Raw genomic sequence first — 24,788 nt, 5'->3', positions numbered from 1 at the left:
CACGCGTTTCACCCGGCGATATCCACGCATTTCGGGTTGCTCGAATCACCGAGTGTGCCGTCGCGGCTCACCCGCACCGAGATGCAGACGTGGTCGCCCGGGTCGCCGTCGGTGAGGAACTCGGGGGTCGACTGCACGCTCACCTCGCCGCCGTCGAGGGCGATCTGGTAGGCGTCGGACTCTTCGAGCCCCGGGTTCTGCCAGGAGAACCTGACGTTGTCGCCGTCGACGTTCGCGGCGATGTCCGAGACGACGGGGATGTCGTTCGAGGTCGACTTGATCAGCACGAAGGTCGCGGTGGCACCGAGGGCGATGACGAGCGCGGCGCAGGCCACGAGAATCCAGGCGAGCGTCTGCATCCGTTTGCCGTCGGGCGCCTTGGTCGCGCCGAAACTGCGGTGGCCTGGCCCCGCGCTGCGGTTGCCGACGCTGCGCTGCCCGTCGGTGGCGCGGTGGTCGCTGTTCTTCATCAGCGTGCCGACCGCCTCGTAGTTGGCCGACGACTGCGGCGCACGGCGGCGCCTGCGGTTCGGCGACACCGAACTCGCGGCGTTCGCGACGCCGCGGACGCGGGTGCGGTCTTCGAGGTCGGCGACGGTCGCGAGGGCCCAATCGTCGACGGCGACCTCCACCGGCGTCTGGGCGACACCCAGTTCGGTCTCGATCGACTGCAGTTCGCGCACGAGTTCGATGACGCTCGCCGGGCGGTTCTTCGGCGCCTTCGACATGCCCCTGGCCAGCGCCCGCTCGAGGCTGGACGGCACGTCGGTGCGGCCGATCGGCTGTGCCTTCGCGCGGTTGATGCGCGAGATGAGGTCAACCGACGTGTTCGACTCCCCCGGCACCTCGAACGGAGAACGCCCGGCGATGAGCGAATAGACGGTGGCGGCGAAGGCCCACACCTCCGACTCGATGGTTCCGGCCGTCTCATCCATCAGCACTTCGGGGGCCGACCACGGGATCGACATGCCGACCGCCTGCTGCGAATCCGACTCGCTCAGCGTGGCGGCGATGCCGAAGTCGGACAGGACGGGGTGACCGTAGGCGGTGAGCAGGATGTTGGACGGCTTGATGTCGCGGTGCAGGACGCCGGCCATGTGCGCCGTCTCGATCGCGCTGCCGATCTTGATCGCGATGCGCAGCACCTCGGCGACGGGGAGCCGCTCGGCGCGGTAACGCTGGCTCAGCGACGACGAGCACAGCTCCATCACGAGGTACGGGCGTCCGTCAGACGAGACGCTGGCCTGGTAGACCGTGAGGATGGACGGGTGCGCGCTCAACTGCGCCATGAGGTTCGCCTCGGCCTGGAACATCTGTCGCACCTGGTCGTTCACGACCTCGGCCAGCATCACCTTTACGGCGACCTGCCGTCGCGGCATGTTCTGCTCGTAGAGGAACACGTCGGCGAACCCGCCCGAGCCGAGTACATGGATGTACGAAAAGCCCGGAAGGATCGGGGGTTGCGAAGGGAGCCGACGCGCCACGTAGAACCCCCTCAGACCGCGGACAGACTTTTCTTATTGTAGGCAGGTTGTGTCAGAGCGCTCTATGGGTAGCGCGCGGCGCGGTGGTTCCCGGCTCGGACGGTTCCGGTGCGGCGACGACATCGACGATCAAGACGGTGATGTTGTCGCGCCCGCCCTCCGCCAGGGCGGCGTCGACGAGCGCGCCCGCCGTCTCGTCGGCGGAGAGTCCCGCCGCGAGATGCAGGCGGATGCGCTCGTCCTCGACCTCGCCGGTCAGGCCGTCGGAGCAGACCAGTAGCCGCAGCCCCGCCCGCAGCGGCAGCAGCCAGAAGTCGGGCGTGGGCTGCGATTGGAAGCCGACCGCGCGCGTGATCACGTTGCCGTCGGGATGGTTGTGCGCCTGCGCCTGCGAGATCGCCCCGCTGTCGACGAGCTGCTGCACGAGCGAGTGGTCGACGGTGATCTGGGCGAGCTCGTTGCGCTCGAAACGGTAGACGCGGCTGTCGCCGATGTTGAACACCGCGAAGTAGGGGTCGCCGTCGACGAGCGTGAGCACCGCGCCGGTCACGGTGGTGCCGACCCCGATCTCGCTGCCGTCGGAGATGACGTCGATGTCGGCGCTGGCTCGTTCCAGCGCGGGCTCGATCGTCTCCGGGGCGATGAAGTCGGAGGTGCGCGCCTCGGCGAGCCGGGTGACGACGGCTGCGCTGGCCAGGTCGCCGGCGAGATGCCCGCCCATGCCGTCGGCGATCGCGAAGACCGGCGGAGCGGCGATGAAGCTGTCCTCGTTGGCGGCCCGGCGACGCCCGACGTCGGTCACGGCGGCCCAGGCGATGCGGATCTCCCCGCTCGCCTCACCGGGGATCGGGATGGCGAGCTCCGGGGTGCTCGCGCCGATCTCGGTCACGCCGCGGCCCCGTCGATGGTGGCGTTAGTGAGCATGGCCGAGTCCCCCGAGCTGACGTTGTAGTGGCAGAATCTCGATGACGTTGCCGTCTCCGATGTCCACGAGCGTACCCGGGGTTACGACCATCGCCTCGCCCTGACGCAGCGAGCGTGGCGCGCTGCCCGGCACGGAGACGGTCGATCCGTTCGTCGATCGGAGGTCGGTGACGATGATGGATGTCGCGAGCTGGCGTATCTCGAGGTGCGTCCCCGACACCTCACCCTGGGGCGACGGCACCTTGACGAGCTTCGGCATAACGCCGCTCTGGATGCGCGGAGAACTCGGCGACCGACCGACGTAGGCCGCGGTATCAAGCAGCACCGTGCGACCGTTGGCCCCGATGCGGAACCCGTAGCAGGCGGCCTGCGGCTGCGCGACGACCCGCTCGGGCAGGGGCGCCGTGTCGCGCTGCGAGTCCGCGACTACGCCGGGCCAACCGACGATCGTGTCGTCGAAATCGGGTTCGGCCGGCTGGAGCGGGCGCGGGGCTCGCCGCACCGTGTCGTCGAGGTCGGGTTGCACTCCCCCAGTATCCCCTGACGCGCCCGTATCCCCCGCAGAGCTCTCCGCCGAGTGGCTACTCGCCGATGAACGACATCACGTGCTTGACCCGGGTGTAGTCCTCGAAGCCGTAGCTCGAGAGGTCTTTGCCGTAACCGGAGTGCTTGAATCCCCCGTGCGGCATCTCCGCCACGAGCGGGATGTGGGTGTTGATCCAGACACAGCCGAAGTCGAGGCGCTTGGCCATGCGCATGGCGCGACCGTGGTTCGTCGTCCAGACGCTCGACGAGAGTCCGTACTGCACGTCGTTCGCCCAGGTGAGCGCCTGGCGTTCGTCGGTGAAGCTCTGCACCGTGATGACCGGTCCGAAGATCTCGTTCTGCACCGCGTCATCCGTCTGCTCGAGTCCCGACACGATCGTCGCCTCGTGGAAGTAGCCGACGGAGCCTTGGCGGCGGCCACCGAGCTCGATGACGGCGTTGTCCGGCAGGCGGTCGATGAAGCCCTCCACCTGGGCGAGCTGGTTGGCGTTGTTCACCGGCCCGAACAGCACTCCGTCGTCGGCGGGAGCCCCGGTGATCGCGTTGTCGCGGGAGTATGCGGCGAGCGCCTGGACGAACTCGTCGTGGATGCCCTGCTGCACGAGCACGCGAGTGGCGGCCGTGCAGTCCTGGCCGGCGTTGAAGAAGCCGGCGGTCGCGATGCCCTCGACGGCCGATTCGATGTCGGCGTCGTCGAAGACGATCACGGGGGCCTTGCCGCCGAGTTCGAGATGGACGCGCTTGAGGTCTTTGGATGCCGCGGACGCGACGGCCATCCCCGCGCGCACCGAGCCGGTGATCGAGACCATCTGGGGCGTGCGGTGGTCGATCATCGCGGCGCCCGTCGTGCGGTCGCCGGTGATCACGTTGAGCACGCCCGGCGGCAGGAACTCGGCGGCGACCTCGGCGAGCAGCAGCGTGGACGACGGGGTCGTGTCCGAGGGCTTCAGCACCGTCGTGTTGCCGGCGGCGATGGCAGGGGCAAACTTCCACACCGCCATGTTGAGCGGGTAGTTCCACGGGGTCACCTGCCCGATCACGCCGATCGGCTCCCGCCGGATGGACGAGGTGTGGTCTTTCATGTACTCGGCGCTGGCCATGCCGCCGAGGTGGCGCGCCTCGCCGGCGAAGAACCGGATCTGGTCGACCGACAGCATGATCTCGTCGGCGACGAGGCTGGCCCGCGGTTTGCCGGTGTCTTTCGACTCGACGTCGGCGAACTCTTCGGCGCGCGCCTCCATGGCGTCCGCGATACGGAACAGCGCGAGCTGGCGTTCGGCCGGCGTGGTCTCGCCCCACGTCTCGAAGGCGTCGGATGCCGCGGAGAAGGCGGCATCGACGTCGGCCGCGCCCGACACCGGTGACGACGCATACGCCTCCTCGGTCGACGGGTCGATCACGTCGAACGAGGTCTCGCTGCGGGCGGCAACGTACTCGCCGTTGATGAAGTTGCGGAGTTCGGTAGCGCTCATGGCTCCAACATACTCACATCCGCCGGCATCCTCTACGACTCCATTCGACGGATTTCGTCGGTGAATTGCCGTATTGGTTGCGGAATCGCTTGTCTCCACCCTGACCGGCTGTCACAATCAACTCATGACCACGACAGGCAAGACCAAGCCGGCGGCCAAGTCGCTCCACCTCGACGCCGTCTCGAAAGCCATCATCGAGCAGCTGCAGACCGACGGTCGTCGCTCGTACGCCGAGATCGGCAAGGCCGTCGGGCTCAGCGAGGCCGCCGTCAGGCAGCGCGTGCAGAAGCTCACCGAGTCGGGCGTGATGCAGGTCGTCGCCGTCACCGACCCCATGCAGCTCGGGTTCTTCCGCCAGGCCATGATCGGCGTGCGGGTATCCGGCGACACCACCCTCGTCGCCGAAGCGCTCGGTGCGCTCGCCGCCGTCGACTACGTCGTGCTCACCGCCGGCAGCTTCGACATCCTGGCCGAGGTCGTCTGCGAGAACGACGACGACCTCATCGACCTGCTCAACAAGCAGATCCGGGCGATCGACGGAGTGCAGTCGACCGAGACGTTCGTCTACCTGAAACTCTTCAAGCAGCTCTACAACTGGGGAACGAGATAACAGCCATGACCACGACCGTGCAGCCCGTGCCATCCGAAGGTCCTTCTCCCTCACACGCCGTCGACGACAGCGTCCTGCAGCAGAAAGCCAAAGAGCACCTCTGGATGCACTTCAACCGGCAGTCCGTGATGGAGGAGGGCGGCGGCGTGCCCATCATCGTGAAGGGCAGCGGCCACCACATCTGGGACACCCGCGGAAAGCGCTACTTCGACGGGCTCTCGGGCCTCTTCGTGGTCAACGCGGGTCACGGCCGCAAACGCCTGGCCGAGGTGGCCGCGAAGCAGGCCGAAGAGCTCGCCTTCTTCCCGCTCTGGTCGTACGCGCACCCCGCGGCGATCGAACTCGCCGACCGCCTGGCCTCGTACGCGCCGGGCGAGCTGAACCGGGTGTTCTTCTCCTCGGGCGGGGGCGAGGCCGTCGAGACGGCGTTCAAACTCGCGAAGTACTACTGGAAGCTGCAGGGCCGCCCCACCAAGCACAAGGTCATTTCGCGCTCGGTCGCGTATCACGGCACCACGCAGGGCGCACTCGCGATCACCGGCATCCCCGGCATGAAGGCGATGTTCGAGCCGGTCACGCCCGGCGGGTTCCGCGTGCCGAACACCAACTTCTACCGCGCCGCCGAGATGGGCGCGCCGGCCGACGACGAGGTCGCGTTCGGCCAGTGGGCCGCCAACCGCATCGAGGAGATGATCCTGTTCGAGGGCGCGGAGACCGTGGCGGCCGTCTTCCTCGAGCCGGTGCAGAACTCGGGCGGAGCGTTCCCTCCCCCTCCCGGCTACTTCGCGCGCGTGCGCGAGATCTGCGACAGGTACGACGTGCTGCTGGTGGCCGACGAGGTCATCACCGGGTTCGGACGCATCGGCAACATGTTCGCCTCGACCACCTACGGCTTCGAACCCGACATGATCACCTGCGCCAAGGGGATGACGAGCGGCTACTCGCCGATCGGCGCCACGATCGTGAGCGAGAAGATCTACGAGCCGTTCGCGCACGGCGACGTGTCGTTCTATCACGGCTACACGTTCGGCGGGCACCCCGTGTCATCCGCGGTCGCTCTCGCCAACCTCGACATCTTCGAGGAGGAAAAACTCAACGAGAACGTGCGCGAGAACTCGCCGGTGTTCCGCGCAACGCTCGAGAAACTGCTCGACCTGCCCATCGTCGGCAACGTGCGAGGCGACGGCTACTTCTTCGGCATCGAGCTGGTGAAGGACAAGGCGAGCAAGGAGACCTTCGACGCGGACGAGTCGGAACGCCTGCTGCGCGGCTTCCTCTCCAAGGCGCTGTTCGAGGCGGGGCTGTACTGCCGGGCCGACGACCGCGGCGACCCCGTGATCCAGCTGGCGCCTCCTCTTACCGTGGGGCCCGCCGAGTTCGACGAGATCGAGCAGATTTTGCGCTCGGTTCTCACCGAGGCCTGGACCAAGCTGTAGCACCGCCCTAGCCGCACGCCGCCCCGCAGCCTAGGGTGGCCCCATGGTTACTCTTGACGAACTCGCAACGCTGCGACCAGAAGGAATCGACTTCGAAGCTGTCGGTCACACCGTCACGATCATGCCGACCGCGAAGACGCGGACGCTAGGCATGGGCATTCCCGACGTCCCGCTCGACTGGCAGGTGCTGGCCGACGGCAACACCGTCGGGTACATCGAAAAGGGCCAGGACGTGATTCTGGCTTGGAAACCGTCCCAGCTCGACGACGGCGTTCCCGCGGAGGTGACGTCGATCGACGAGGCCGTGGAGTTTCTGGCCGCCGACCCGCCCAAACAGCAGCACAAGCACAACAAGCACCCTCACAAGAAGGGCTGAGCGGAGCTTCGCTGAGGGCTAGCCCGCGCGCTTCGCCAGCAACGGGAGCAGGATCTCGCTCGTGAGCGGCGCGAGCGGGATGTCGAGCGCCTCGAGGGGCGAGACCCAGACGAGTTCGTCGATTTCGGCGGATGCCACGGCCTCGCCGTGAACCGTGACGAAGAACACTTCGGCGTCGACGACGTAGCCCGCCTCGTTGGCGGCCGGCGCGTGGAAGCGGCCGAGGTAGTCGAGGTCGCCCGGCTGCACGACGAGCAGCAGCTCCTCGTGGAGTTCGCGCACGAGGGCGACCGCCGGAGTCTCCCCCTGGTCGATCTTGCCGCCCGCCTGCATAAAACGCTCGGTGCCGCGTTTGCGCACGAGCAGCAGGCGGCCCGCGTCGTCGACGATGACCGCGGCGACGATGACGATGACGCGCTGGTCGCTGGCGGTGTCTGACTCGGGGGTCGGCATGGTCCCATTCTGCCGGGTGCGCCGCTGCTAAGGTTTCTGCACACCGCCGGGTACCGGCCCCTCGCATCGGAGACGAGCTTCTGAACGACACGACCCCGCCCGCCGGCCGCACAGCACGCGCGCGTTTTCCGCTCGTCGGTGTGTTCGCCATCGTCGTGGTCGTCGCGCTCCAGTTCGCCGTGCTCGTCCCCGTCGCGTGGGCGACGCAGCACGGACAGCGCATCACCGACCAGCTCGCCGTGTGGAACTTCGAGCCCAGCGAGGAAATCGCGGGGTACGTGCAACGGTCGTCGATGACCGAGCAGGGCGAGTTCCTCTTCTACGCGACCCATCCCGAGGTGAACGACCAGGAGGAGTTCGACTCGATCTGCTCGAGCGACGAAGAGGGCGTCGGCACGCTCGGCTGCTACCTTCCGGCGTCGAGCGCGATCCACCTCTACGACATCACCGACGAACGTCTCGACGGCATGGAGGAGGTCATCGCGGCCCACGAGATGTTGCACGCCGCGTGGGCCCGCATGGGCGACGCCGAACTCGCGGCCATCTCCCCCCTGCTCGAGGCCCAGGCCGTCGCGATGGAGGGCGACCCCGCCTTCGTCGAGCGCATGGAGTTCTACGCGCGCAGCGAGCCAGGCGAACGCCTGAACGAGCTGCACTCCATCCTCGGCACCGAGGTCGCCCAACTCGACCCGAGGCTCGAGAAGCACTATGCCGACCTGTTCCACGACCGCCAGCTGCTCGTGGGTCTATTCACCGTGTCGAATCAGGTCTTCGTCGACCTCGAGAACCGTGCCGAAGCCCTCGTCGCCGAACTCGAAGCCCTCGCCGCGGGGATCGAGGCCGACTACGCCTCGTACACGGCGGGGTTCGACCGGCTCGACTCCGACGTCGCGACCTTCAACGTGCGTGCCGACAGCGGCGATTTTTCGTCCCAGGCGCAGTTCACCCGCGAGCGCAACGCACTGCTGCAGCGCCAGCAGGATCTCGACGCGCTGTACGCCTCGATCTCCGCGCGCGACGCGAGCTACCAGACCAAACTCGCCGAACTCGACGGTTTGAACGCCGACGTCGACGACCTCAACAGCAGCATCAACATCGCGCCCCGCAGCGGCGACGGTCTGTAGAGTCGCCCGGTCGGACTCGACCCGGCACCACGGCGAACGTAGGGTGAAGGGCATGTCAGAGTCATCCGCACACGCCGCATCGTCGACCGCCGCGTCGAAAACTCCCGCCACCTCGACGGGGAGGTCGGTGCTCGCGCTCGTGCTGTTCCTCGCGATCTCGTTCGCGGTGGCCGCGCTCGGCTCGACGGCTACCGCCGGAAACGTCGAAGGGTGGTATGCCGACGCGGAGAAGGCACCGTGGAACCCGCCGAGCTGGGTGTTCGGACCGGCCTGGACGCTGCTCTACACGCTGATGAGCGTCGCCGCCTGGCTCGTCTGGCGGCAGCGCGACCGCGTCTCGGTGCGCCCGGCGCTGACCCTCTACATCGTGCAGCTCGTGCTGAATGCCCTGTGGACGCCCGTCTTCTTCGGCCTCTACCCGTCGCTCGGTGCACCGGCGCTGTGGATCGCCCTCGTGATCATCCTCGCCCTCGACGTGGCGGTGCTGCTCACCATGCTGTCGTTCTGGCGCGTCAGCAGGGTGGCCGCGTGGTTGCTCGTGCCCTACTGGGCGTGGGTGCTGTTCGCTACGACGCTCAACTGGGCACTGGCGGCGCTGAACAGCTAGCCGGTAGCCGGTAGCCGGTAGCCGGTAGCCGGTAGCGCAGTTAGCCGCCGGCGAACGCCCATTCGGGAAGAATCCCCCTCTCCAACACCATGCGCAGCACCTCCGCGAGGCTGTAGTCGGCATCGATGGCTTCGGACGCACACACGAATTCGTTCGCAACGCTGCTGCGCCCGAGAGCCCAATTGAGCCAGGCGAGCATGCACAGCAGGGGCGGACGGGCGCGGCGCGGCGCCAGCGCGGCGATGGTCTTGATCAGGGAGATCGCCGTCTCGACGCGGGCGGGATCCGGTCGCGGACCCCGGCCGAGCATCAGCCCGGCAGTGGGGAGCGCGTCGGCGGGAGCGCCCAGCGCGAACCGGTGCGCGTCGGCGAGCACACGCTCTCCCGTCTCGAGGTCGAAGGCCCACTGCAGCATAACGACGTCGCGGAGGGCGGGCGAACGCACGACGGCGATGACGAACGCGGCGGCCGCCGGCTCGATGCGGCCGGGGTCGATGCGCAGGATCGCTTCGAGGGTCGACGGAACGTCGCCCGGGCCTTGGGCGCGAGGCAGGCCGATGGCTCGCGCGACGCGCGGGTCGATCGGGCACCCGGGAGTACCGTCGACCAGCGCGGCGAACCGGAGTACGAGCTTCGCCACCCGCTCGCAGTCGATCGCGCCGACGTCGGGCAACGCCGCCCAGCCCGCGACGTCGCCGAGCGGACGGAGGGCGTCGGCGGAGAGCCCGTCGAGAACGCCCGACCGCTCGATAGCGGCGAGCGGCCGGCCCTCGGCGGGACACCGGTCGTCGAGGTACGAGCCCCAGCCGTCCGACGCGACGCACAGCGCGTCGCGGACCGTAAAACCGGAGAACTCGAGGCGGGCCGCGACGGCCGCGACGAAGTGCTCACGGGGTGGACCGGAGCCGCCGAAGCCCTCGTCTGTGAACACGACCGGTACGACGGCGTCGACGCCCTGCAGTTTGCTCAGGGTGCCGACGAGCGTTGTGGCCACCCGTTTGTGGAGGCGCCGCCCCGCGTCATCCGACCCGGCGGGCCCCGGAAGGTCGAACCCAGGAAGGTCGAACCGCGGAAGGTCGAACCGCAAGGCGCCGCAGGTGCGCCTCCCGCGGAAAGCGACGAAGACGATGCTGTTTCGGGGCTCGAACCCGACCAGATGGGGCACGACGGCGAGGAAGTCCGCGGCGTTGGCGGCGGTAACTGTAGGCATGCCGCCAGTCTCGGCGTCGGGCGGGCCGGGGTGCCGGGCGCGAGGCGATCTGTGCAGAACCCGAGGCTGTGCATAAGCTGGCTCGCATGTCACTCGCGGTCAGGTACTCGCAATTCGGATCCCCCGACGTCCTGCGCGTCGTCGACGTCGACGAGCCGCACGCCGGCGAGGGGCAGGTGCGGGTGGCCGTCCGCGCCGCGGGACTCAACGCCTACGACTACAAGGTGCGTCGAGGCGGATACGTGGCCGAGCACGCCCTGCCGAGCGGCCAAGGAGCGGAATTCGCCGGCGTGGTCGACGAAGTCGGCGACGGCGTGGACGACGTCTCCTCCGGGGACGAGGTGCTCGGCTACACGTCCTTCGCGGCGCAAGCCGAGTACGTGGTGGTCCGCGCCGCCAACGTCGCGCCCAAACCCGCCGGGCTCGACTGGGCGGTCGCTGCCGGCATCGGTCTCGTGGGAAACGCGGCGCGCCGCTCGACCGACTCGCTCGCGCTCACCGCCGACGACACCGTCATCGTCACGGCGGCCGCCGGCGGGGTCGGGCTGCTCGCCACGCAATTCGCCCGCGCGACGGGCGCCACGGTCATCGGCACAGCGAGCGAACCCAACCATGACCTCCTGCGCTCGCTCGGCGCCATCCCGGTCGCCTACGGCGACGGTGAGCTGGAGCGGCTGCGCGCCGCCGCACCGCACGGATACACGGCGATGCTCGACAACTCGGGCCCCGCGTCGGTGCGCATCGGCCTCGAATTGGGCATCGCGCCCTCCCGCATCAACTCGATCGTCGACTTCGACACTCCCGGCATCGGCAACGTCGGCGGCGGCCGCAAGAGCCGCGCCGAGCTCGTGGAGCTCGCGCGCCAGACCGTCACCGGGGAACTGGTGTTCCCGATCCTCGCCACCTTCCCGCTCGCGCGGGTCGCCGACGCCTACCGGCGCTTCGAAGAACGCAGCGGACCGGGCAAGATCGTGCTCACAGTGCCGTAGCTACGCGAGCGACGCCGGGTCGAAGATCTCCGAGATCTCGGCGACCTCTTCGGGACTCGGGGCCCACGCGACGGCGGCATCCGCATTCTGTTCGATCTGATCGGGTCTCGTCGCCCCCGCGATCACGCTGGTCAGGCCCGGCTGGGCGAGCAGCCAGGCGAAGGTGGCCTCGAGCATGCTGACGCCGCGGGCCGCGCAGAACGCCTCGTAGCGCTCGATGGTGTCCCACGGTGCGTCGGTCAGCAGATGCGAACGGATGCGCATGATGCGACTGTCTGCCGGGCCGCCCTCGCGCGAGAACTTGCCCGTGAACAGCCCGTTGTAGAGCGGGAAGAACGGCAGGAACCCGAGCCCGTACGCGTTGACGGCGGGCAGCACCTCCGCCTCGGCGTCGCGCACGAGCAGGCTGTACTCGTTCTGCGCCGACACGAACTTCGGATGCGAACCGAGGGCCGCCGTGTACTCGGCGTCGGCGATCTGCCAACCCGCGAGGTTCGAGTGGCCGATATAGCGCACCTTGCCCTCGGTGATGAGGTCGTCGAGTGCGCTCAGCGTCTCGCCGATGGGAGTGAGCGGGTCGGGCGTGTGCAGCTGATAGAGGTCGATCCAGTCGGTCTGCAGCCTGCGTAGCGAGGCCTCGACGGCGAGACGGATGTACCGGCGCGAGCCGCGCGCACCCCAGTCGGGCCCGTTCGCCCCCGCCATGTCCATTCCGAACTTCGTCGCGAGCACGATGTGGTTCCGGCGGGCGCCGAGGGAGTTGCCCATCAGCGTCTCGCTCAGGCCGCGCTCGGCGCCGTAGATGTCCGCGGTGTCGAACAGGGTGACGCCCGCGTCGATCGCGGCGTGGATGACGGCGTCGGTGCCGGCCTGCGTCTCGGTGGGCGTATCGGCCCGGCCGAAGTTGTTGCAGCCCAAACCGATGGTCGAGACGCGGAGTCCGCTCGCGCCGAGGTTGCGATACTCGATGGTAGCCATGCGATCATGCTAGACCGGGGCGTCCTGTCCTCCCCAGGCCGGTGAGGTCGCGGAGGTTTCGCCATGTCCGAAAAGTGCCGGATCGGTCTTGTCGGCTGGCGTTACAGTCGACCCATGACCATTCGATCCGTCACCTTCACCGCCCCGCCGTTTCTCGTGCGCGTCGACAGCCCGATCGGCCGGCTCGAGCTCACCAGCGACGGCCAAGCGGTAACGTCTCTCAGCATCGAGCGGGCGGGCTCCCTGCCGCTCGAAGAGTTCCCCGAGAACAGCACCGCCGTTCTCGAGACCGCTAAGACGCAGCTCACCGAATACTTCGCCGGCACCCGTCACGACTTCGATGTGCCGGTGTCGCTCGCGGGCACCGAGTTCCAGAAGGCCGTGTGGAACGAGCTGGCGACGCTCGGCTGGGGCGAGGTCGCCTCCTACGGCAGCATCGGCGCGGCCACCGGCAGGGCGACCGCGGGGCGGGCCGTCGGGGGTGCCGTGGGCGCCAACCCGATCCCGATCATCGTGCCCTGCCACCGCATCCTCGCCGGCAACGGAAAGATCACCGGCTACAGCGGCGGCAACGGCATCCCCACCAAGGCGTGGCTGCTCGACCACGAGGGCATAGTTCACCGCACGGTGCTCACGACGGCGACCCCCGCGGCAAAGCAGCTCGGCGTTCCCGCGTGAGCGAGACGGCGACGGTGCGGCCACGCCCGAGCCTCGTCGTCGGCGAAGACGGGGTGCGGCGGTGTTCCTGGGCCGGCTCAGACGCCGAGTATCAGCGCTACCACGACACCGAGTGGGGCTTCCCGTTGCACGGCGACCGTCCGCTCTTCGAGAAGCTCAGCCTCGAGGGATTCCAGGCCGGCCTGTCGTGGATCACGATCCTGCGCCGGCGCGAGAACTTCCGGGCCGCCTTCCACGGCTTCGATCCCTCCCGTGTCGCGGCGATGACGCCAGACGATGTCGATGCTCTGATGCAGAACGCCGCGATCATCCGCAATCGCGCGAAGATCGAGGCGACGATCGCGAACGCCGGGCTCACGCTCGAACTGACCCGTGATTCACCGGGCGCACTCGACGAACTGCTGTGGGGCTTCGCTCCCCCGGCGCGTCCGCACGCACCGGCGTCGTTCGCCGAGATCCCGGCGATCACGCCCGAGTCGACGGCGGCGAGCAAGGCGCTGCGGGCGCTGGGGTTCCGCTTTGTGGGCCCGACCACGCTCTACGCGCTGATGCAGTCGAGCGGCATGGTCGACGATCACGTCGCGGGGTGTTTCCGGGCGACGGCGTAGGGCGTTCGCGGCGACAGGACAGGTGGCGCGGGCCGGTGGCCGGACCGGTGGCGCGGGCTAGTCCCGAGTGGGCGGCGCGGGTGGTTCCTGTGGGGCAGACATCGGCCAAGCGGTGGGCGACCCGGCGGGCATAACGCCCGGAGTCGCGTAGACGTGCGCGCCGTGTCCCTCGAGGGGTGCGCCCAAGCCCGCCGCCGCGATCAGTTCGGGGCGGTACTCGGCGCGCCCGAAGCCCAGGATGCTCAGCCACACCCACGGCAGCAGGATGCCCAACGCGACGAAGCCCGACTCCTTGCCGAACGCCCTGCCCGTGCGGTGCATGCCGAGGTAGAGGAAGACCGAGGTCACCACCCCGCCGTACGGCACCAGCGACGCCCACACCCAGTGTCCGCTCTGGCCGCCGAGACGCAGCCACGTGTAGGTGGAATAGAACGGCACCCAGGCCTTCCACGGTGCGATTCCGGTCTTGCGGAACACCGCCGAAAGCGGGATCGCGACCAGTAGGTAGTTCACGACCAGGATTGCCGCCACGAGGGCGAGCGCGATCCCCCAGACCAGCAAGAGCGACGCGAAAGCCTGCTCGTCGCTCGTGTAGCTGTCGTACGGATCCATCCTGATTCCCCCGGGGTCGTGCGTGCCTGTGCGCCCGCTCACTCTATCGCCAGCTGTACGGACGACTCAGACGGTCAGTTCGAGTTCACCCGGTTTGCCGCGATCGAGGCGGACGCCACTCGTCGCCGCCCACTCCAGCAGGGATTCGACGCTCTCGTGATCGCGACCCGCCTGGGCGAGCTGCCGCACGAAAACGCCCTTGCCCTTCTTGTTGAAGTGCGTCAGCGCCTTCTTCTGGCCGGTGGCCGTCTGCGTCACGACGCGTAGGTAGTGTGCGTCGTCGTGCCCCGGCAGCGGGCCGAGAGCGGCGTACGACTCCGACCGCAGGTCGAGGATGACACCGGGCGTGGCCGCGAGCACCTCCGCGTTCGCCGCCCGCCAGAGTTTCTTGAGCGGCAGGCCGGGCAGCCTGGAGTCGTGCGACAGGCGGTAGGCGGGGATCTCGTCGCCTGCGCCAAGCAGGCCGAACAGAGCCGAGTTCACCACGACGTGCCGCACCACCCACGCGCGCTGTTCCGCGGTCAGGCTCACGGTGTCGATGCCGTCGTAGAGCACGCCGGTGTAGCGGTCGATAGCCGGCATCACCGGCGACGACTCGAGAGCGTTATTGCGTTCGATCTCGAACCCTTGGGTCGGCCCGAGACCGAGGGCGGCGGTCGAGGCGACGACGTCGCGGGACAGGGCCGTCAGCGCGGAGACGGCCGCACTCCGCTGGGCGGTGAGTTGCGGGTGCCGCAGCGCGGTGAGATCGAGGGAACGGCCGGCTTCGCCGCCGTCGCGCTTGGTCTCCGACGGCGGGAGCAGTACGAGCATTCGGTCCTAAGAAGTGGAGGGGCGCCCGAGAAACTCGAGGGCGCGTTCTACGAGCGCGTCGAGGGGTTCGACCGAATCGACGGTGAGCCGTTCGACGGCACCGCTCGACCCCGACCATTCGGCGTATTCGTCGAGACTCTGCTCGACGGCGAACCACGACGGGGACACGACGTGCGGCAGGTGACGCTCCCGCTCTTCGAGCCGCTTGCGGTGCAGCGCGAGGTCGGAGCAGACGACTTCGATGAACCGCAGCGTCTCGCCGGAGCGGGCAGCGAGATTGACCCACTGCTCGCGGGCGGGATCCACGGCGTTGACCGCGTCGATGATGGCACCGTGCCCGGCACGCATCACCGTCTCGGTGAGCGTTTCAGCGACGAGGTACGCGGCCAACCCAGTCGGCTGGTCTGCGTCGATCCCGGCCCGCAGAATCGCGGACTCGATGGGATCGACCGACACTACCGGCTTGAGCAGCCGCGCACCGATCGCTTCGGCGATGGCCGTTTTTCCGGTTCCCGGAAGCCCGGCCATCGCGATGAGCACCGGCGTTAGACCAGCTCGGCGTTGCGCGCGACGATCGTCACGGTGTTGTGCTCGACGGAGAGGAAACCGTCGGCGGCACTCGCCGTCACCACGTCTCCCTCGAGAGTCGTGACGCGCACCTCACCGGCGGCGAGGATCGCCAAGAGCGGTTCGTGACCGGGCAGGATGCCGATCTCGCCCTCGGTGGTCCGCGCCACGATCTGCTTCGCCGCTCCGGACCACACCTCGTTGTCCGCCGAGACGACGCTGACCTTGAGTTCGGCCATGACTAGCCGTTCTCCTTCTGGATCTTCGCCCACTGCTCTTCGACGTCGTTGATGCCACCGACGTTGAAGAAGGCCTGCTCGGCCACGTGGTCGAACTCGCCCTTGGTGATCGCGTCGAACGACTCGATCGTGTCCTTGAGCGGAACCGTCGAACCCTCTACACCGGTGAACTTCTTCGCCATGTAGGTGTTCTGCGACAGGAACTGCTGGATACGGCGTGCGCGCGACACTGTGATCTTGTCTTCTTCAGAGAGCTCGTCGACACCGAGGATCGCGATGATCTCCTGGAGTTCCTTGTTCTTCTGGAGGATCGCCTTCACGGCGGTCGCGACGCGGTAGTGGTCGGCACCCAGGTAGCGGGGGTCGAGGATGCGGCTGGTCGAGGTCAGCGGGTCGACGGCCGGGTAGAGGCCCTTCGACGCGATCTCACGGCTGAGCTCGGTCGTCGCGTCGAGGTGGGCGAACGTCGTAGCCGGCGCGGGGTCGGTGTAGTCGTCGGCGGGCACGTAGATGGCCTGCAGCGAGGTGATCGAGCGGCCACGCGTCGAGGTGATGCGCTCCTGGAGCACACCCATCTCGTCGGCGAGGTTCGGCTGGTAACCCACGGCGGACGGCATGCGGCCGAGAAGCGTCGAAACCTCGGAACCTGCCTGCGTGAAGCGGAAGATGTTGTCGATGAAGAGCAGCACGTCCTGGTTCTTCACGTCGCGGAAGTACTCCGCCATCGTGAGCGCCGACAGGGCCACGCGGAGACGCGTTCCCGGCGGCTCATCCATCTGGCCGAAGACCAACGCGGTCTTGTCGAAGACGCCGGCCTCTTCCATCTCTGCGATGAGGTCGTTGCCCTCACGGGTGCGCTCACCGACACCGGCGAACACGGACACTCCACCGTGGTCCTGCGCAACGCGCTGGATCATCTCCTGGATCAGAACCGTCTTGCCGACACCGGCTCCACCGAAGAGGCCGATCTTTCCGCCGAGAACGTACGGCGTGAGAAGGTCGATGACCTTGATGCCGGTCTCGAACAGTTCGGTCTTCGACTCGAGCTGGTCGAATGCCGGGGGCTTGCGGTGGATGGGCCAGCGCTCGGTGATCTCGATCGGCTCGCCACCCTCGTTGTTGAGGATGTCGCCGATGACGTTGAAGACCTTGCCCTTGGTGATGTCACCAACGGGAACGGTGATCGGCGATCCGGAGTCGCGAACTTCCTGGCCGCGGACGAGTCCGTCGGTCGGGTTGAGCGCGATGGCGCGGACGAGGTCGTCACCGAGGTGCTGTGCGACCTCGAGCGTGATCTCGTTCGACTCGTCTCCGACGGTGATCGTCGTCTTGAGGGCGTTGTAGATGCCGGGAATCGAGTCGTGCGGGAACTCGATGTCGACGACGGGGCCGGTTACGCGGGCGATGCGGCCGACGCCGGTGGGCGTGGCCACATCCGGCGTGGCGGCGGGGGCTGAGGTAGTCATGGCTTCCCTATTCTCCTGAGGTTCTATTTCGCCGAGCTGAGGGCGTCTGCGCCGCCAACGATCTCGGAAATCTGTTGGGTGATCTCGGACTGGCGAGCGTTGTTCGACAGTCGGGTGTAGTCCTTGATGAGCTTGTCGGCGTTGTCGCTTGCCGACTTCATCGCGCGCTGACGGGCAGCGTGCTCAGACGCAGCCGACTGCAACATTGCGTTGAAGATGCGGCTCTCGATGTAGACGGGAAGAAGAGCGTCGAGCACATCGCTGACCTCCGGCTCGAACTCGTAGAGCGGCAGGACGTCGCTCGGCTCGGGGCTCTCGACGCCTTCGACGACCTCGAGAGGTAGAAGACGGACGACCTCGGGAACCTGGGTCACCACGCTCACGAAACGGTTGAAGACGATGTGGATCTCGTCCACGCCGCCCTCGCTCGCGGGCTGAACGAACTTGGCCACGAGGGCCTCGCCGATCGACTGCGCCGTTTCGAACTCCGGGCGCTCGGTCGACCCGGTCCACTGCTGCTCGGACGCGCGCTTGCGGAACGCGAAGTTCGCGATCGCCTTGCGGCCGACCAGGTAGTAGACGACCTCGCGGCCCTGGCTCTGCAGCAGGGCAGCGAGCTCGCCGGCTTCCTTCAGCACGCTGGAGCTGAAGGCTCCAGCGAGACCGCGGTCGGAGGAGAAGATGACGATCGCGGCGCGCTCGATTTTCTCCGGTTCCGTGGTGAGGATGTGGTCGACGTTGGAGAACGTGGCGACAGCCGACACGGCGCGCGTCACAGCGCGTGAATACGGCCCGGATGCTGCAACCCGCTGCTGCGCCTTTTGGATGCGCGAAGCGGAGATGAGCTCCATGGCCCGAGTGATCTTCTTGGTCGTCTGGGCAGACTTGATCTTCTGCCGGTAGACCCGAAGTTGCGCTCCCATGTCTTTATTCCTTTGGTTTCAGTCGTCGATCGAAGTAGAAGCGCTTAGCGCTTCTGCTTGACGATCTTTTCCTGGTTGACGTCTTCCTTGGCGAGCTCGTCGAACTTCTCTGAGCCGACCGATAGCAGGGGCTTGCCTTCTCCGGTCTGGAACTCGAGCTTGAACTTGTCGACTCCCTCGTTGAGGGCGGTGACGATGTCGTCGCTCAGGACGTTGGTGTCGCGCAGCTTGCTGAGCACCTCGGTGTTGCGACCGAGGTAGTCGAGCAGTTCGCGCTCGAAGCGCAGGACGTCTTCGATCGGGACCTCGTCGAGCTTGCCGTTCGTTCCGGCCCAGATCGATACGACCTGGTCTTCGACGGGGTACGGCGAGTACTGCGGCTGGCGCAGCAGCTCGGTGAGGCGGGCACCGCGGGCCAGCTGGCGACGGCTCGCGGGGTCGAGGTCGGATGCGAACATCGCGAATGCCTCGAGCGAACGGTACTGGGCCAGCTCGAGCTTGAGCGTTCCCGAGACCTTCTTGATCGACTTGACCTGGGCGTCGCCACCGACTCGCGACACCGAGATTCCGACGTCGACCGCGGGACGCTGGTTGGCGTTGAAGAGGTCGGACTGCAGGAAGATCTGGCCGTCGGTGATCGAGATCACGTTGGTCGGGATGTACGCCGAGACGTCGTTGGCCTTGGTCTCGATGAGCGGGAGACCCGTCATCGAGCCGGCGCCGAGCTCGTCGGACAGCTTGGCGCAACGCTCCAGCAGGCGCGAGTGCAGGTAGAACACGTCACCCGGGTAGGCCTCGCGTCCCGGCGGACGGCGCAGCAGCAGCGACACGGCGCGGTAGGCCTCGGCCTGCTTCGACAGGTCGTCGAACACGATGAGCACGTGCTTGCCGGCGTACATCCAGTGCTGGCCGATGGCCGAACCGGTGTACGGGGCGAGGTACTTGAAGCCGGCGGGGTCGGAGGCGGGAGCGGCGACGATGGTCGTGTACTCCATGGCTCCGGCGTCCTCGAGCGCGCCCTTGATGGCGGCGATCGTGGAGCCCTTCTGGCCGATGGCGACGTAGATGCAGCGAACCTGCTTGTTGACGTCGCCCGACTCCCAGTTGGCCTTCTGGTTGATGATCGTGTCGATCGCGATGGCCGACTTGCCGGTCTGGCGGTCGCCGATGATGAGCTGGCGCTGGCCACGGCCGATCGGGATCATGGCGTCGATCGCCTTGATGCCGGTCTGCATCGGCTCGTGCACGCTCTTGCGGTGCATTACGCCGGGGGCCTGGAGTTCGAGAGCACGACGGCCCTCGGAAGCGATCTCGCCGAGGCCGTCGATGGGGGCGCCGAGGGTGTCCACGACGCGACCGAGGTAGGCGTCGCCCACGGGGACGGAGAGGACCTCACCGGTGCGGGTGACCTCCATGCCTTCGACGATGTCGATGAACTCGCCGAGCACAACGACGCCGATCTCGTTCTCGTCGAGGTTCTGGGCGAGGCCCAGAACGCCGTTCGAGAACTTGATGAGCTCGTTCGCCATAACGCCGGGGAGTCCCTCGACGTGGGCGATGCCGTCGGCCGCGTCGATGACGTAGCCGACCTCGGTGGTCGCCGAGGCGCCGGGCTCGTAGGCCTTGACGAAGTCTTTCAGCGCGTCGCGGATCTCATCCGGGCTGATTGTTAGTTCTGCCATCTTCTTTTTCCTCTTCTGGTGGAAAGTCTGTGCAGCCGCCGCTAGGCGAGCTGGAGCCTGAGTTCGTTGAGCCTGGATGCGACGCTGCCGTCGATGATCTCGTCACCCAGCTGCACGCGAACCCCGCCGACGAGCGTCGGGTCGATCACGTGGTTGATGCGCAGTCCGCGTCCGTAGCTTGCCGAGAGGGCGGCCGTGAGTCGCGTGAGCTGCTCAGGCGTGATCGCCGCTGCCGTCGTGACGGTGGCGACCGCGAGGTCGGCCTCGTCGGCGACGACCGTCGCGGCGAACTTGAGCAGCTCGGCGATGCGGCGGCCGCGAGGCTGCTGCACGAGCTGCGAGACAATCGCGACGGTCTGCTTGCTCGCCTTCGAGCCGAGAAGACGCTCGATGAGCGCCGCCTTCGCCTCGTCGGAACCGAGCTTGCTGCCGACGGCGAGTTCCAGCTCGGAGTCCGAGCCGACGGCCTCCCCGAAGGAGAACAGTTCTTCTCCGATGTTCGCCGACGGGTCGGACTTCGCGAGAACGCGAATGCCGATCTCTTCGACGCCCGCGAGCAGGTCGTCTTCTGTCGACCACGCGTTCGACACGATCACGGCGAGCAGCTCGCGAGCGGTCGGGTCGATCGATGCGAAGACCGCGTTCACGATCGACAGCTTGGCGGCGTTGTCACCAGACGGGTCAGCGAGAGCCGCACGCAGCTGGAAGGAGGTGCCGAGCACACGACCGGCGGCGAGCAGTTGTTCGCCCGTCGCCAGTGTCGCCTTGCCACCGAGTTCGGCGAGAGCCGAACGCGAGGTGGAGAGTGCTTCTCTCGTTGCCGAACCCATTACTTGTCTGCCTTGGCCTTCTCGGAGGCTTCCAGCTCGGCGAGGAACCGGTCGACGACGGCCGAGGCCTTCTTGTCGTCGCTCAGGCTCTCACCGATAACGCCGGAGGCGAGGTCGATAGCGAGCGAGCCGACCTCGGCACGCAGCGAGATGATGGCGCCCTGGCGCTCCGCCTCGATCTGGGCCTTGGCGCTGGCGGTGACGCGAGCTGCCTCGACGGTCGCCTGCTCTTTGAGCTCGTTGATGATCGCGGTGCCGTCGAGACGGGCCTGTTCGCGGATACGAGCGGCTTCGGCGCGAGCCTCGGCCAGCTGCTTCTTGTATTCCTCGAGAGCCGCGTCGGCTTCAGCCTGCGCGTTTTCGGCCTTCTTGATGCCGCCCTCGATGAGCTCGGCGCGGGCATCCAACGTCTTCCGCATTGCGGGGAGAACGATCTTCCAGAACAGGAAGAGGATGATCACGAAAGGAACGATCGACCAGACGATGTCGTAGATCTCGGGGATCAACGGGTTTTTCTGCTCGACCTCCTCGGTCGCCGCAGTTATGAATGCGTTAAGCATTTGGGTCCCTAGCAGGATCGGTTACTGGAAGATGAAGTACGTGGCGATACCGATGAAGGCGAGCGCCTCGGTGAAGGCGATACCGATGTACATGAGCACCGTGAGGCGACCCTGGAGTTCGGGCTGGCGGGCGACCGACTCGATCGTCTTTCCGACGACGATGCCTACACCGATTGCCGGGCCGATGGCTGCGAGGCCGTAACCGACGGTTGCGATGTTTCCGTTGAGCTCAGCGACGATGGATGTTGCGTCCACGTTGTGGTTCCTTCCGTGATGTCGACCCGGGCTTGTGCCCGAACCGTTAGTGCGTTGGTCTGAGGGGGGGGGGGGGTAAAAAACGCTTAGTGCTCGTCTGCCAGCGCGAGCTGGAGGTAGACGGCGGTGAGCAGGGTGAAGACGTATGCCTGCAGCACGGCGACGAGGATCTCGAAGAACGTGAAGACGATGCCGAAGGCGAGGGTGCCGATTCCGAACAGTCCGAAGAAGCCGGTGTTTCCGTCGCCGAAGAAGAAGAAGTGCGTGGCGGCGAAGAACAGGACGAGCAGCAGGTGGCCGACGATCATGTTCATCAGCAGTCGCAGCGTGAGCGTGATCGGGCGGAGGATGAACGTCGAGAAGAACTCGATCGGCGTGACGATGAGGTAGAGCCCCTTCGGGACTCCGGGCGGGAAGAGCGAGTTCTTGAAGAAGTTGCCCGGGTGCTTCTTGACGCCGGCGTAGATGAACGTGACGTAGGCCACGAGCGCGAGCACGAGAGGCACACCGATCACCGAGGTGCCGGCGATATTCAGCAGCGGGATGATGCCCGTGAAGTTCATCACGATCACCATAAAGAAGATGGTCGTCAGGATCGGCAGGAAGCGGGCGCCGTCTTTTTTGCCCAGCAGGTCTTCTGCGATGTTGACGCGCACGAGGTCGAGACCCATCTCGACCGCACCCTGGAAGCGACCCGGGATGAGCTTCATGCGGCGGGTGCCGAGCCAGAAGATCAGCACGATCGCGATGACCGCGAGGAACCGGATCAGCACGATGCGGTTCATCTCGAACGGGGTGTCGGCGAAGAAGATCGCGTCGGGGAAGAACTCGTTGATCGATGGGGCGTGGAATGCCCCTTCACCGTGCTCGTCGTCAGCGGCGAAGGGAAGTAGCGGGGTCAAAGCGAGATGCAACAGCGCTAACTCCAGAATCGGGGACGTGCAAAACACGGCGATGGAAGGTGGGGGTTTTGTACTTAGGAAACCCTATCAATAGAACGCGGTCGAAACGAATCCGAGGGCGTTCTCTATTACTAGGGGCGAATTACGCGTTCTCACCCTCGGACGAGGGTCCGGCGCCGGGCAGTTCTACGTCGACGTAGGGCTGCCTTGAGCGGGCGATGACCACCACGTCGACCACCAGACTGCCGACGACACCCACGATCACCGTGAGGAGCAGCACGACGTTGTTGATCCACAGCTGGTCCTTGAGCACGAAGAGCAGAACGAGGAAGACAGCGAACTTGAGAAGCCAGCCGCCGAGCACCGTGATGAAGAAGAGCGGGTTCAGGAAGTCGGAATTCGCGATGCGGTTGGCGAGCAGGATGCTGCCTGCCGTGACCCCGAGGAAGACGAACGCCATCGCCGCGCCGATGAGCGCGCTCACGAGGCCGACGCTTCCGTCGACGAGGAAGCCGATGATCGAGCCGATCACCGCGATCGCGATGGCCAGCAGGCCACCGAACAGGATCGTGTTTTTCAGAATCGGCATTGCGCTATTCACAGCGGGAGCCCTTTCGTCTCTGAGGCGGCTTCTGCTTCGCGTCGGAACGGTGTGCGCCTGCGTAGCGGACCGAGAGTGAGGAATGTGCAGACCACGAAGCCCACACCGATGAAGATCGTCGATCCGTACCAGGGCACGAACATGAACGACAGGCAGCCGACGGCCACGACCGCGGTCCAGCTGTAGAACAGCAGTACCGACTGCAGGTGCGAGTGGCCTATGTCCATGAGGCGGTGGTGCAAGTGCTTGCGGTCGGCGGTGAAGGGCGACTTTCCGGCGAGCAGGCGACGGACGATCGCGAGCGCGAAGTCGAGCAGCGGCAGGGTGAGAACGGCGGCGGGCAGCAGGATCGGGATGAAGGCCGGAAGCAACTGGCGTCCGCCCAGACTCCCGGGGTCGACATTGCCGGTGACCGAAATCGCCGAGGCCGCCATCAACAGGCCGACGAGCAGCGCGCCGGCGTCGCCCATGAACAGTTTGGCCGGGTGGAAGTTCAGCGGCAGGAACCCGATGCACGCGCCGATGAGCGCCGCGGTGATGAGCGACGCCAGGTTGAAGTACTCGGACTGGCTCGTGTTGACCGCGAGGATGTAGCTGTAGATGAAGAACACACCGTTGGCGATGAGCGCGACGCCGGCGACCAGGCCGTCGAGGCCGTCGATGAAGTTGATGGCGTTCATCACGAGGACGACCGCGAGGACGGTCAGCACCAGCGACATCGTGGGCGAGAGCACGGTGACTCCCCCGAAGATCGGCAGCGTGTAGATCTGGATGCCCGACCACGCGAGCACACCGCCGGCGATGATCTGTCCAGCGAGCTTCGTCATCCAGTCGAGATCCCAGACGTCATCGGCGACACCGATCAGCACGATGATGAGCGCGGCGAAAAACAGCCCCCACACCTTCAGCGGTTCCGAGAAGATGAGGGTCATGCTGGGCAGCTGGGAGGCGATCACCAACGCCACGACCATGCCGAAGAACATGGCGATGCCGCCGAGTCGCGGAGTCGGCCTGGTGTGCACGTCGCGCTCGCGCACCTTCGGGTACAGCCGGTAGCGGTGGCTCAGCTTGAGAATGAGAAAGGCGAGCACAAAGGTAATGAGGGCAGAGATCGCCGTGACCAGCACGTAGGAGATCATGCGCAGCGCTCCCCGACGATGTCGCGGATCGCCTCGTCCGAGATCACGCCGTTGCGCACGATGCGCAGCTTGCCGTCGGGCAGCAGCAGTCCGGTCGCGTCGACGATGGTCGACCCCGTGGCCGCCGACGCGTCGGGATAGTCGCTGCCGGCCTCACCGTCATCGAGATAGACCGAGACGCTGTCTCCGAGCATCCGCTGCGCCTCGTGCGCCGTCATCGCGGCCGGCTCCCCGGTGAGGTTGGCGCTCGAGACGGCGAGCGGCCCCGTCTCGGAGAGGATCTCGAGCACGACCCGGTTCGACGGCATGCGCAGGGCTACCGTGCCGTTGGTGTCGCCGAGGTCCCAGTTGAGCGACGATCGTGCGGGCAGAATGACGGTGAGTCCCCCGGGCCAGAAGGCGGCGACCAGGGCGCGCACCTCGTCGGGAACGGTCTCGGCAAGGGCATCGAGGGTGGGTATCCCCGGGATGAGCACGGGAGGCGGCGACTGGCGACCGCGGCCCTTGGCCTCGAGCAGCCGGGTGACGGCCTTGGGGTTGAACGCGTCGGCCGCGACCCCGTAGACGGTGTCGGTGGGCAGCACCACGAGCTCGCCCTTGCCGATGGCCGATCGAGCGAGCCGCATGCCGGTGAGCAGCTCTGTTTCAACCGAGCAATCGTAGAGGGAGGCCATGTCACGTTCATGATACCGGCAGCCGGTCGG

At 66.9% G+C, this 24,788-nt stretch carries 29 protein-coding genes; 8 read left to right on the top strand and 21 right to left on the bottom strand.

Annotation, left to right across the window (positions count from 1 at the left end; genetic code table 11):
• Positions 1-8 precede the first annotated feature (8 nt).
• From IEV96_RS01895 to IEV96_RS01880, 4 genes are read right to left on the bottom strand one after another with little or no spacing between them, the layout of a single operon-like run.
• Positions 9-1,484 carry a serine/threonine-protein kinase gene (locus IEV96_RS01895; RefSeq protein WP_188509018.1) on the bottom strand — a complete coding sequence of 492 codons (1,476 nt, stop codon included), beginning with the start codon at positions 1,482-1,484 and terminating at the stop codon, positions 9-11.
• 52 nt (positions 1,485-1,536) lie between these two features.
• Positions 1,537-2,373, bottom strand: a complete 837-nt coding sequence (locus IEV96_RS01890) for a PP2C family protein-serine/threonine phosphatase (protein ID WP_188509017.1) — start codon at positions 2,371-2,373, stop codon at positions 1,537-1,539.
• A gap of 24 nt (positions 2,374-2,397) precedes the next feature.
• On the bottom strand, positions 2,398-2,934 hold the full coding sequence (locus tag IEV96_RS01885) for an FHA domain-containing protein (RefSeq protein WP_188509016.1): 537 nt from the start codon (positions 2,932-2,934) through the stop codon (positions 2,398-2,400).
• Between the two features lie 55 nt (positions 2,935-2,989).
• Positions 2,990-4,426 (bottom strand): gamma-aminobutyraldehyde dehydrogenase, encoded by a 1,437-nt coding sequence (locus IEV96_RS01880; protein ID WP_188509015.1) that lies wholly within the window; start codon positions 4,424-4,426, stop codon positions 2,990-2,992.
• Between the two features lie 124 nt (positions 4,427-4,550).
• Here IEV96_RS01880 and IEV96_RS01875 point away from each other — a divergent pair, with 124 nt between their 5' ends.
• From IEV96_RS01875 to IEV96_RS01865, 3 genes are read left to right on the top strand one after another with little or no spacing between them, the layout of a single operon-like run.
• Entirely contained in the window at positions 4,551-5,036 is a 486-nt protein-coding gene (locus tag IEV96_RS01875) for an Lrp/AsnC family transcriptional regulator (RefSeq protein WP_188509014.1), read from the top strand.
• 5 nt (positions 5,037-5,041) lie between these two features.
• Positions 5,042-6,472: an aspartate aminotransferase family protein gene (locus tag IEV96_RS01870; protein WP_188509013.1), complete on the top strand. Its 1,431-nt coding sequence runs from the start codon at positions 5,042-5,044 to the stop codon at positions 6,470-6,472.
• A 43-nt stretch (positions 6,473-6,515) separates the two neighbouring features.
• A complete protein-coding gene (locus tag IEV96_RS01865; protein ID WP_188509012.1) occupies positions 6,516-6,848 on the top strand; it encodes a hypothetical protein in 333 nt (110 codons plus the stop codon).
• A gap of 18 nt (positions 6,849-6,866) precedes the next feature.
• Here the strand turns inward: IEV96_RS01865 and IEV96_RS01860 are convergent, their stop codons facing one another.
• The gene (locus IEV96_RS01860) at positions 6,867-7,301 is read right to left on the bottom strand and encodes an NUDIX hydrolase (RefSeq protein ID WP_188509011.1); all 435 of its coding nucleotides are present in this window, start codon (positions 7,299-7,301) and stop codon (positions 6,867-6,869) included.
• Between the two features lie 140 nt (positions 7,302-7,441).
• Between IEV96_RS01860 and IEV96_RS01855 the strand changes: the two genes are divergently transcribed.
• Positions 7,442-8,425, top strand: coding sequence for a hypothetical protein (locus IEV96_RS01855; RefSeq protein ID WP_188509010.1), 984 nt, complete (start codon positions 7,442-7,444; stop codon positions 8,423-8,425).
• A 52-nt stretch (positions 8,426-8,477) separates the two neighbouring features.
• Positions 8,478-9,032, top strand: coding sequence for a TspO/MBR family protein (locus IEV96_RS01850; protein WP_188509009.1), 555 nt, complete (start codon positions 8,478-8,480; stop codon positions 9,030-9,032).
• A 40-nt stretch (positions 9,033-9,072) separates the two neighbouring features.
• Here the strand turns inward: IEV96_RS01850 and IEV96_RS01845 are convergent, their stop codons facing one another.
• Positions 9,073-10,242, bottom strand: coding sequence for a DUF4192 family protein (locus IEV96_RS01845; protein WP_188509008.1), 1,170 nt, complete (start codon positions 10,240-10,242; stop codon positions 9,073-9,075).
• A gap of 86 nt (positions 10,243-10,328) precedes the next feature.
• On the opposite strand from IEV96_RS01845, the gene IEV96_RS01840 reads away from it, so the two are divergent.
• Positions 10,329-11,231, top strand: coding sequence for an NADP-dependent oxidoreductase (locus IEV96_RS01840; protein ID WP_188509007.1), 903 nt, complete (start codon positions 10,329-10,331; stop codon positions 11,229-11,231).
• On the opposite strand, the gene IEV96_RS01835 is transcribed toward IEV96_RS01840, so the two are convergent.
• Positions 11,232-12,209 (bottom strand): aldo/keto reductase, encoded by a 978-nt coding sequence (locus IEV96_RS01835; protein WP_188509006.1) that lies wholly within the window; start codon positions 12,207-12,209, stop codon positions 11,232-11,234.
• A 114-nt stretch (positions 12,210-12,323) separates the two neighbouring features.
• Between IEV96_RS01835 and IEV96_RS01830 the strand changes: the two genes are divergently transcribed.
• Positions 12,324-12,887: a methylated-DNA--[protein]-cysteine S-methyltransferase gene (locus IEV96_RS01830; protein ID WP_188509005.1), complete on the top strand. Its 564-nt coding sequence runs from the start codon at positions 12,324-12,326 to the stop codon at positions 12,885-12,887.
• Positions 12,884-13,495, top strand: coding sequence for a DNA-3-methyladenine glycosylase I (locus tag IEV96_RS01825; RefSeq protein ID WP_188509004.1), 612 nt, complete (start codon positions 12,884-12,886; stop codon positions 13,493-13,495). The genes IEV96_RS01830 and IEV96_RS01825 overlap by 4 nt, the downstream gene beginning before the upstream one ends.
• 57 nt (positions 13,496-13,552) lie before the next feature.
• Here IEV96_RS01825 and IEV96_RS01820 read toward each other — a convergent pair whose 3' ends face one another.
• From IEV96_RS01820 to IEV96_RS01755, 14 genes are all read right to left on the bottom strand, one after another.
• The gene (locus IEV96_RS01820; protein ID WP_188509003.1) at positions 13,553-14,107 is read right to left on the bottom strand and encodes a DUF5684 domain-containing protein; all 555 of its coding nucleotides are present in this window, start codon (positions 14,105-14,107) and stop codon (positions 13,553-13,555) included.
• Positions 14,108-14,173: 66 nt separating this feature from the next.
• Positions 14,174-14,920: a YaaA family protein gene (locus IEV96_RS01815; RefSeq protein WP_188509002.1), complete on the bottom strand. Its 747-nt coding sequence runs from the start codon at positions 14,918-14,920 to the stop codon at positions 14,174-14,176.
• A gap of 6 nt (positions 14,921-14,926) precedes the next feature.
• Positions 14,927-15,460 (bottom strand): P-loop nucleotide/nucleoside kinase family protein, encoded by a 534-nt coding sequence (locus tag IEV96_RS01810; protein WP_188509001.1) that lies wholly within the window; start codon positions 15,458-15,460, stop codon positions 14,927-14,929.
• A gap of 5 nt (positions 15,461-15,465) precedes the next feature.
• Positions 15,466-15,726 carry a F0F1 ATP synthase subunit epsilon gene (locus IEV96_RS01805; RefSeq protein WP_188509000.1) on the bottom strand — a complete coding sequence of 87 codons (261 nt, stop codon included), beginning with the start codon at positions 15,724-15,726 and terminating at the stop codon, positions 15,466-15,468.
• A 2-nt stretch (positions 15,727-15,728) separates the two neighbouring features.
• Entirely contained in the window at positions 15,729-17,192 is a 1,464-nt protein-coding gene (gene atpD, locus IEV96_RS01800; protein ID WP_188508999.1) for a F0F1 ATP synthase subunit beta, read from the bottom strand.
• Between the two features lie 23 nt (positions 17,193-17,215).
• A complete protein-coding gene (locus tag IEV96_RS01795) occupies positions 17,216-18,115 on the bottom strand; it encodes a F0F1 ATP synthase subunit gamma (protein ID WP_188508998.1) in 900 nt (299 codons plus the stop codon).
• 44 nt (positions 18,116-18,159) lie between these two features.
• Positions 18,160-19,797, bottom strand: a complete 1,638-nt coding sequence (atpA, locus tag IEV96_RS01790) for a F0F1 ATP synthase subunit alpha (RefSeq protein WP_188508997.1) — start codon at positions 19,795-19,797, stop codon at positions 18,160-18,162.
• 41 nt (positions 19,798-19,838) lie between these two features.
• Positions 19,839-20,627, bottom strand: a complete 789-nt coding sequence (locus IEV96_RS01785; RefSeq protein ID WP_188508996.1) for a F0F1 ATP synthase subunit delta — start codon at positions 20,625-20,627, stop codon at positions 19,839-19,841.
• Complete coding sequence (locus IEV96_RS01780) at positions 20,627-21,187, bottom strand: F0F1 ATP synthase subunit B (protein WP_188508995.1); 561 nt, start codon at positions 21,185-21,187, stop codon at positions 20,627-20,629. The genes IEV96_RS01785 and IEV96_RS01780 overlap by 1 nt, the downstream gene beginning before the upstream one ends.
• Positions 21,188-21,208: 21 nt before the next feature.
• Entirely contained in the window at positions 21,209-21,442 is a 234-nt protein-coding gene (gene atpE, locus IEV96_RS01775) for an ATP synthase F0 subunit C (RefSeq protein WP_188508994.1), read from the bottom strand.
• An 86-nt stretch (positions 21,443-21,528) separates the two neighbouring features.
• Positions 21,529-22,344 (bottom strand): F0F1 ATP synthase subunit A, encoded by an 816-nt coding sequence (gene atpB, locus IEV96_RS01770; RefSeq protein ID WP_229732946.1) that lies wholly within the window; start codon positions 22,342-22,344, stop codon positions 21,529-21,531.
• A gap of 142 nt (positions 22,345-22,486) precedes the next feature.
• The gene (locus IEV96_RS01765; RefSeq protein ID WP_188508992.1) at positions 22,487-22,933 is read right to left on the bottom strand and encodes a Cg1360 family ATP-synthase-associated protein; all 447 of its coding nucleotides are present in this window, start codon (positions 22,931-22,933) and stop codon (positions 22,487-22,489) included.
• An 8-nt stretch (positions 22,934-22,941) separates the two neighbouring features.
• Complete coding sequence (locus IEV96_RS01760) at positions 22,942-24,084, bottom strand: MraY family glycosyltransferase (RefSeq protein ID WP_188508991.1); 1,143 nt, start codon at positions 24,082-24,084, stop codon at positions 22,942-22,944.
• Positions 24,081-24,758: an L-threonylcarbamoyladenylate synthase gene (locus IEV96_RS01755; protein ID WP_188508990.1), complete on the bottom strand. Its 678-nt coding sequence runs from the start codon at positions 24,756-24,758 to the stop codon at positions 24,081-24,083. The genes IEV96_RS01760 and IEV96_RS01755 overlap by 4 nt, the downstream gene beginning before the upstream one ends.
• Positions 24,759-24,788: the final 30 nt, after the last annotated feature.

It is taken from the genome of Conyzicola nivalis, assembly GCF_014639655.1.
Lineage (GTDB): Bacteria > Actinomycetota > Actinomycetes > Actinomycetales > Microbacteriaceae > Conyzicola > Conyzicola nivalis.
The sequence above is the reverse complement of the archived record's forward strand: the minus strand, read 5'-3'. Positions and strand labels throughout refer to the sequence as shown.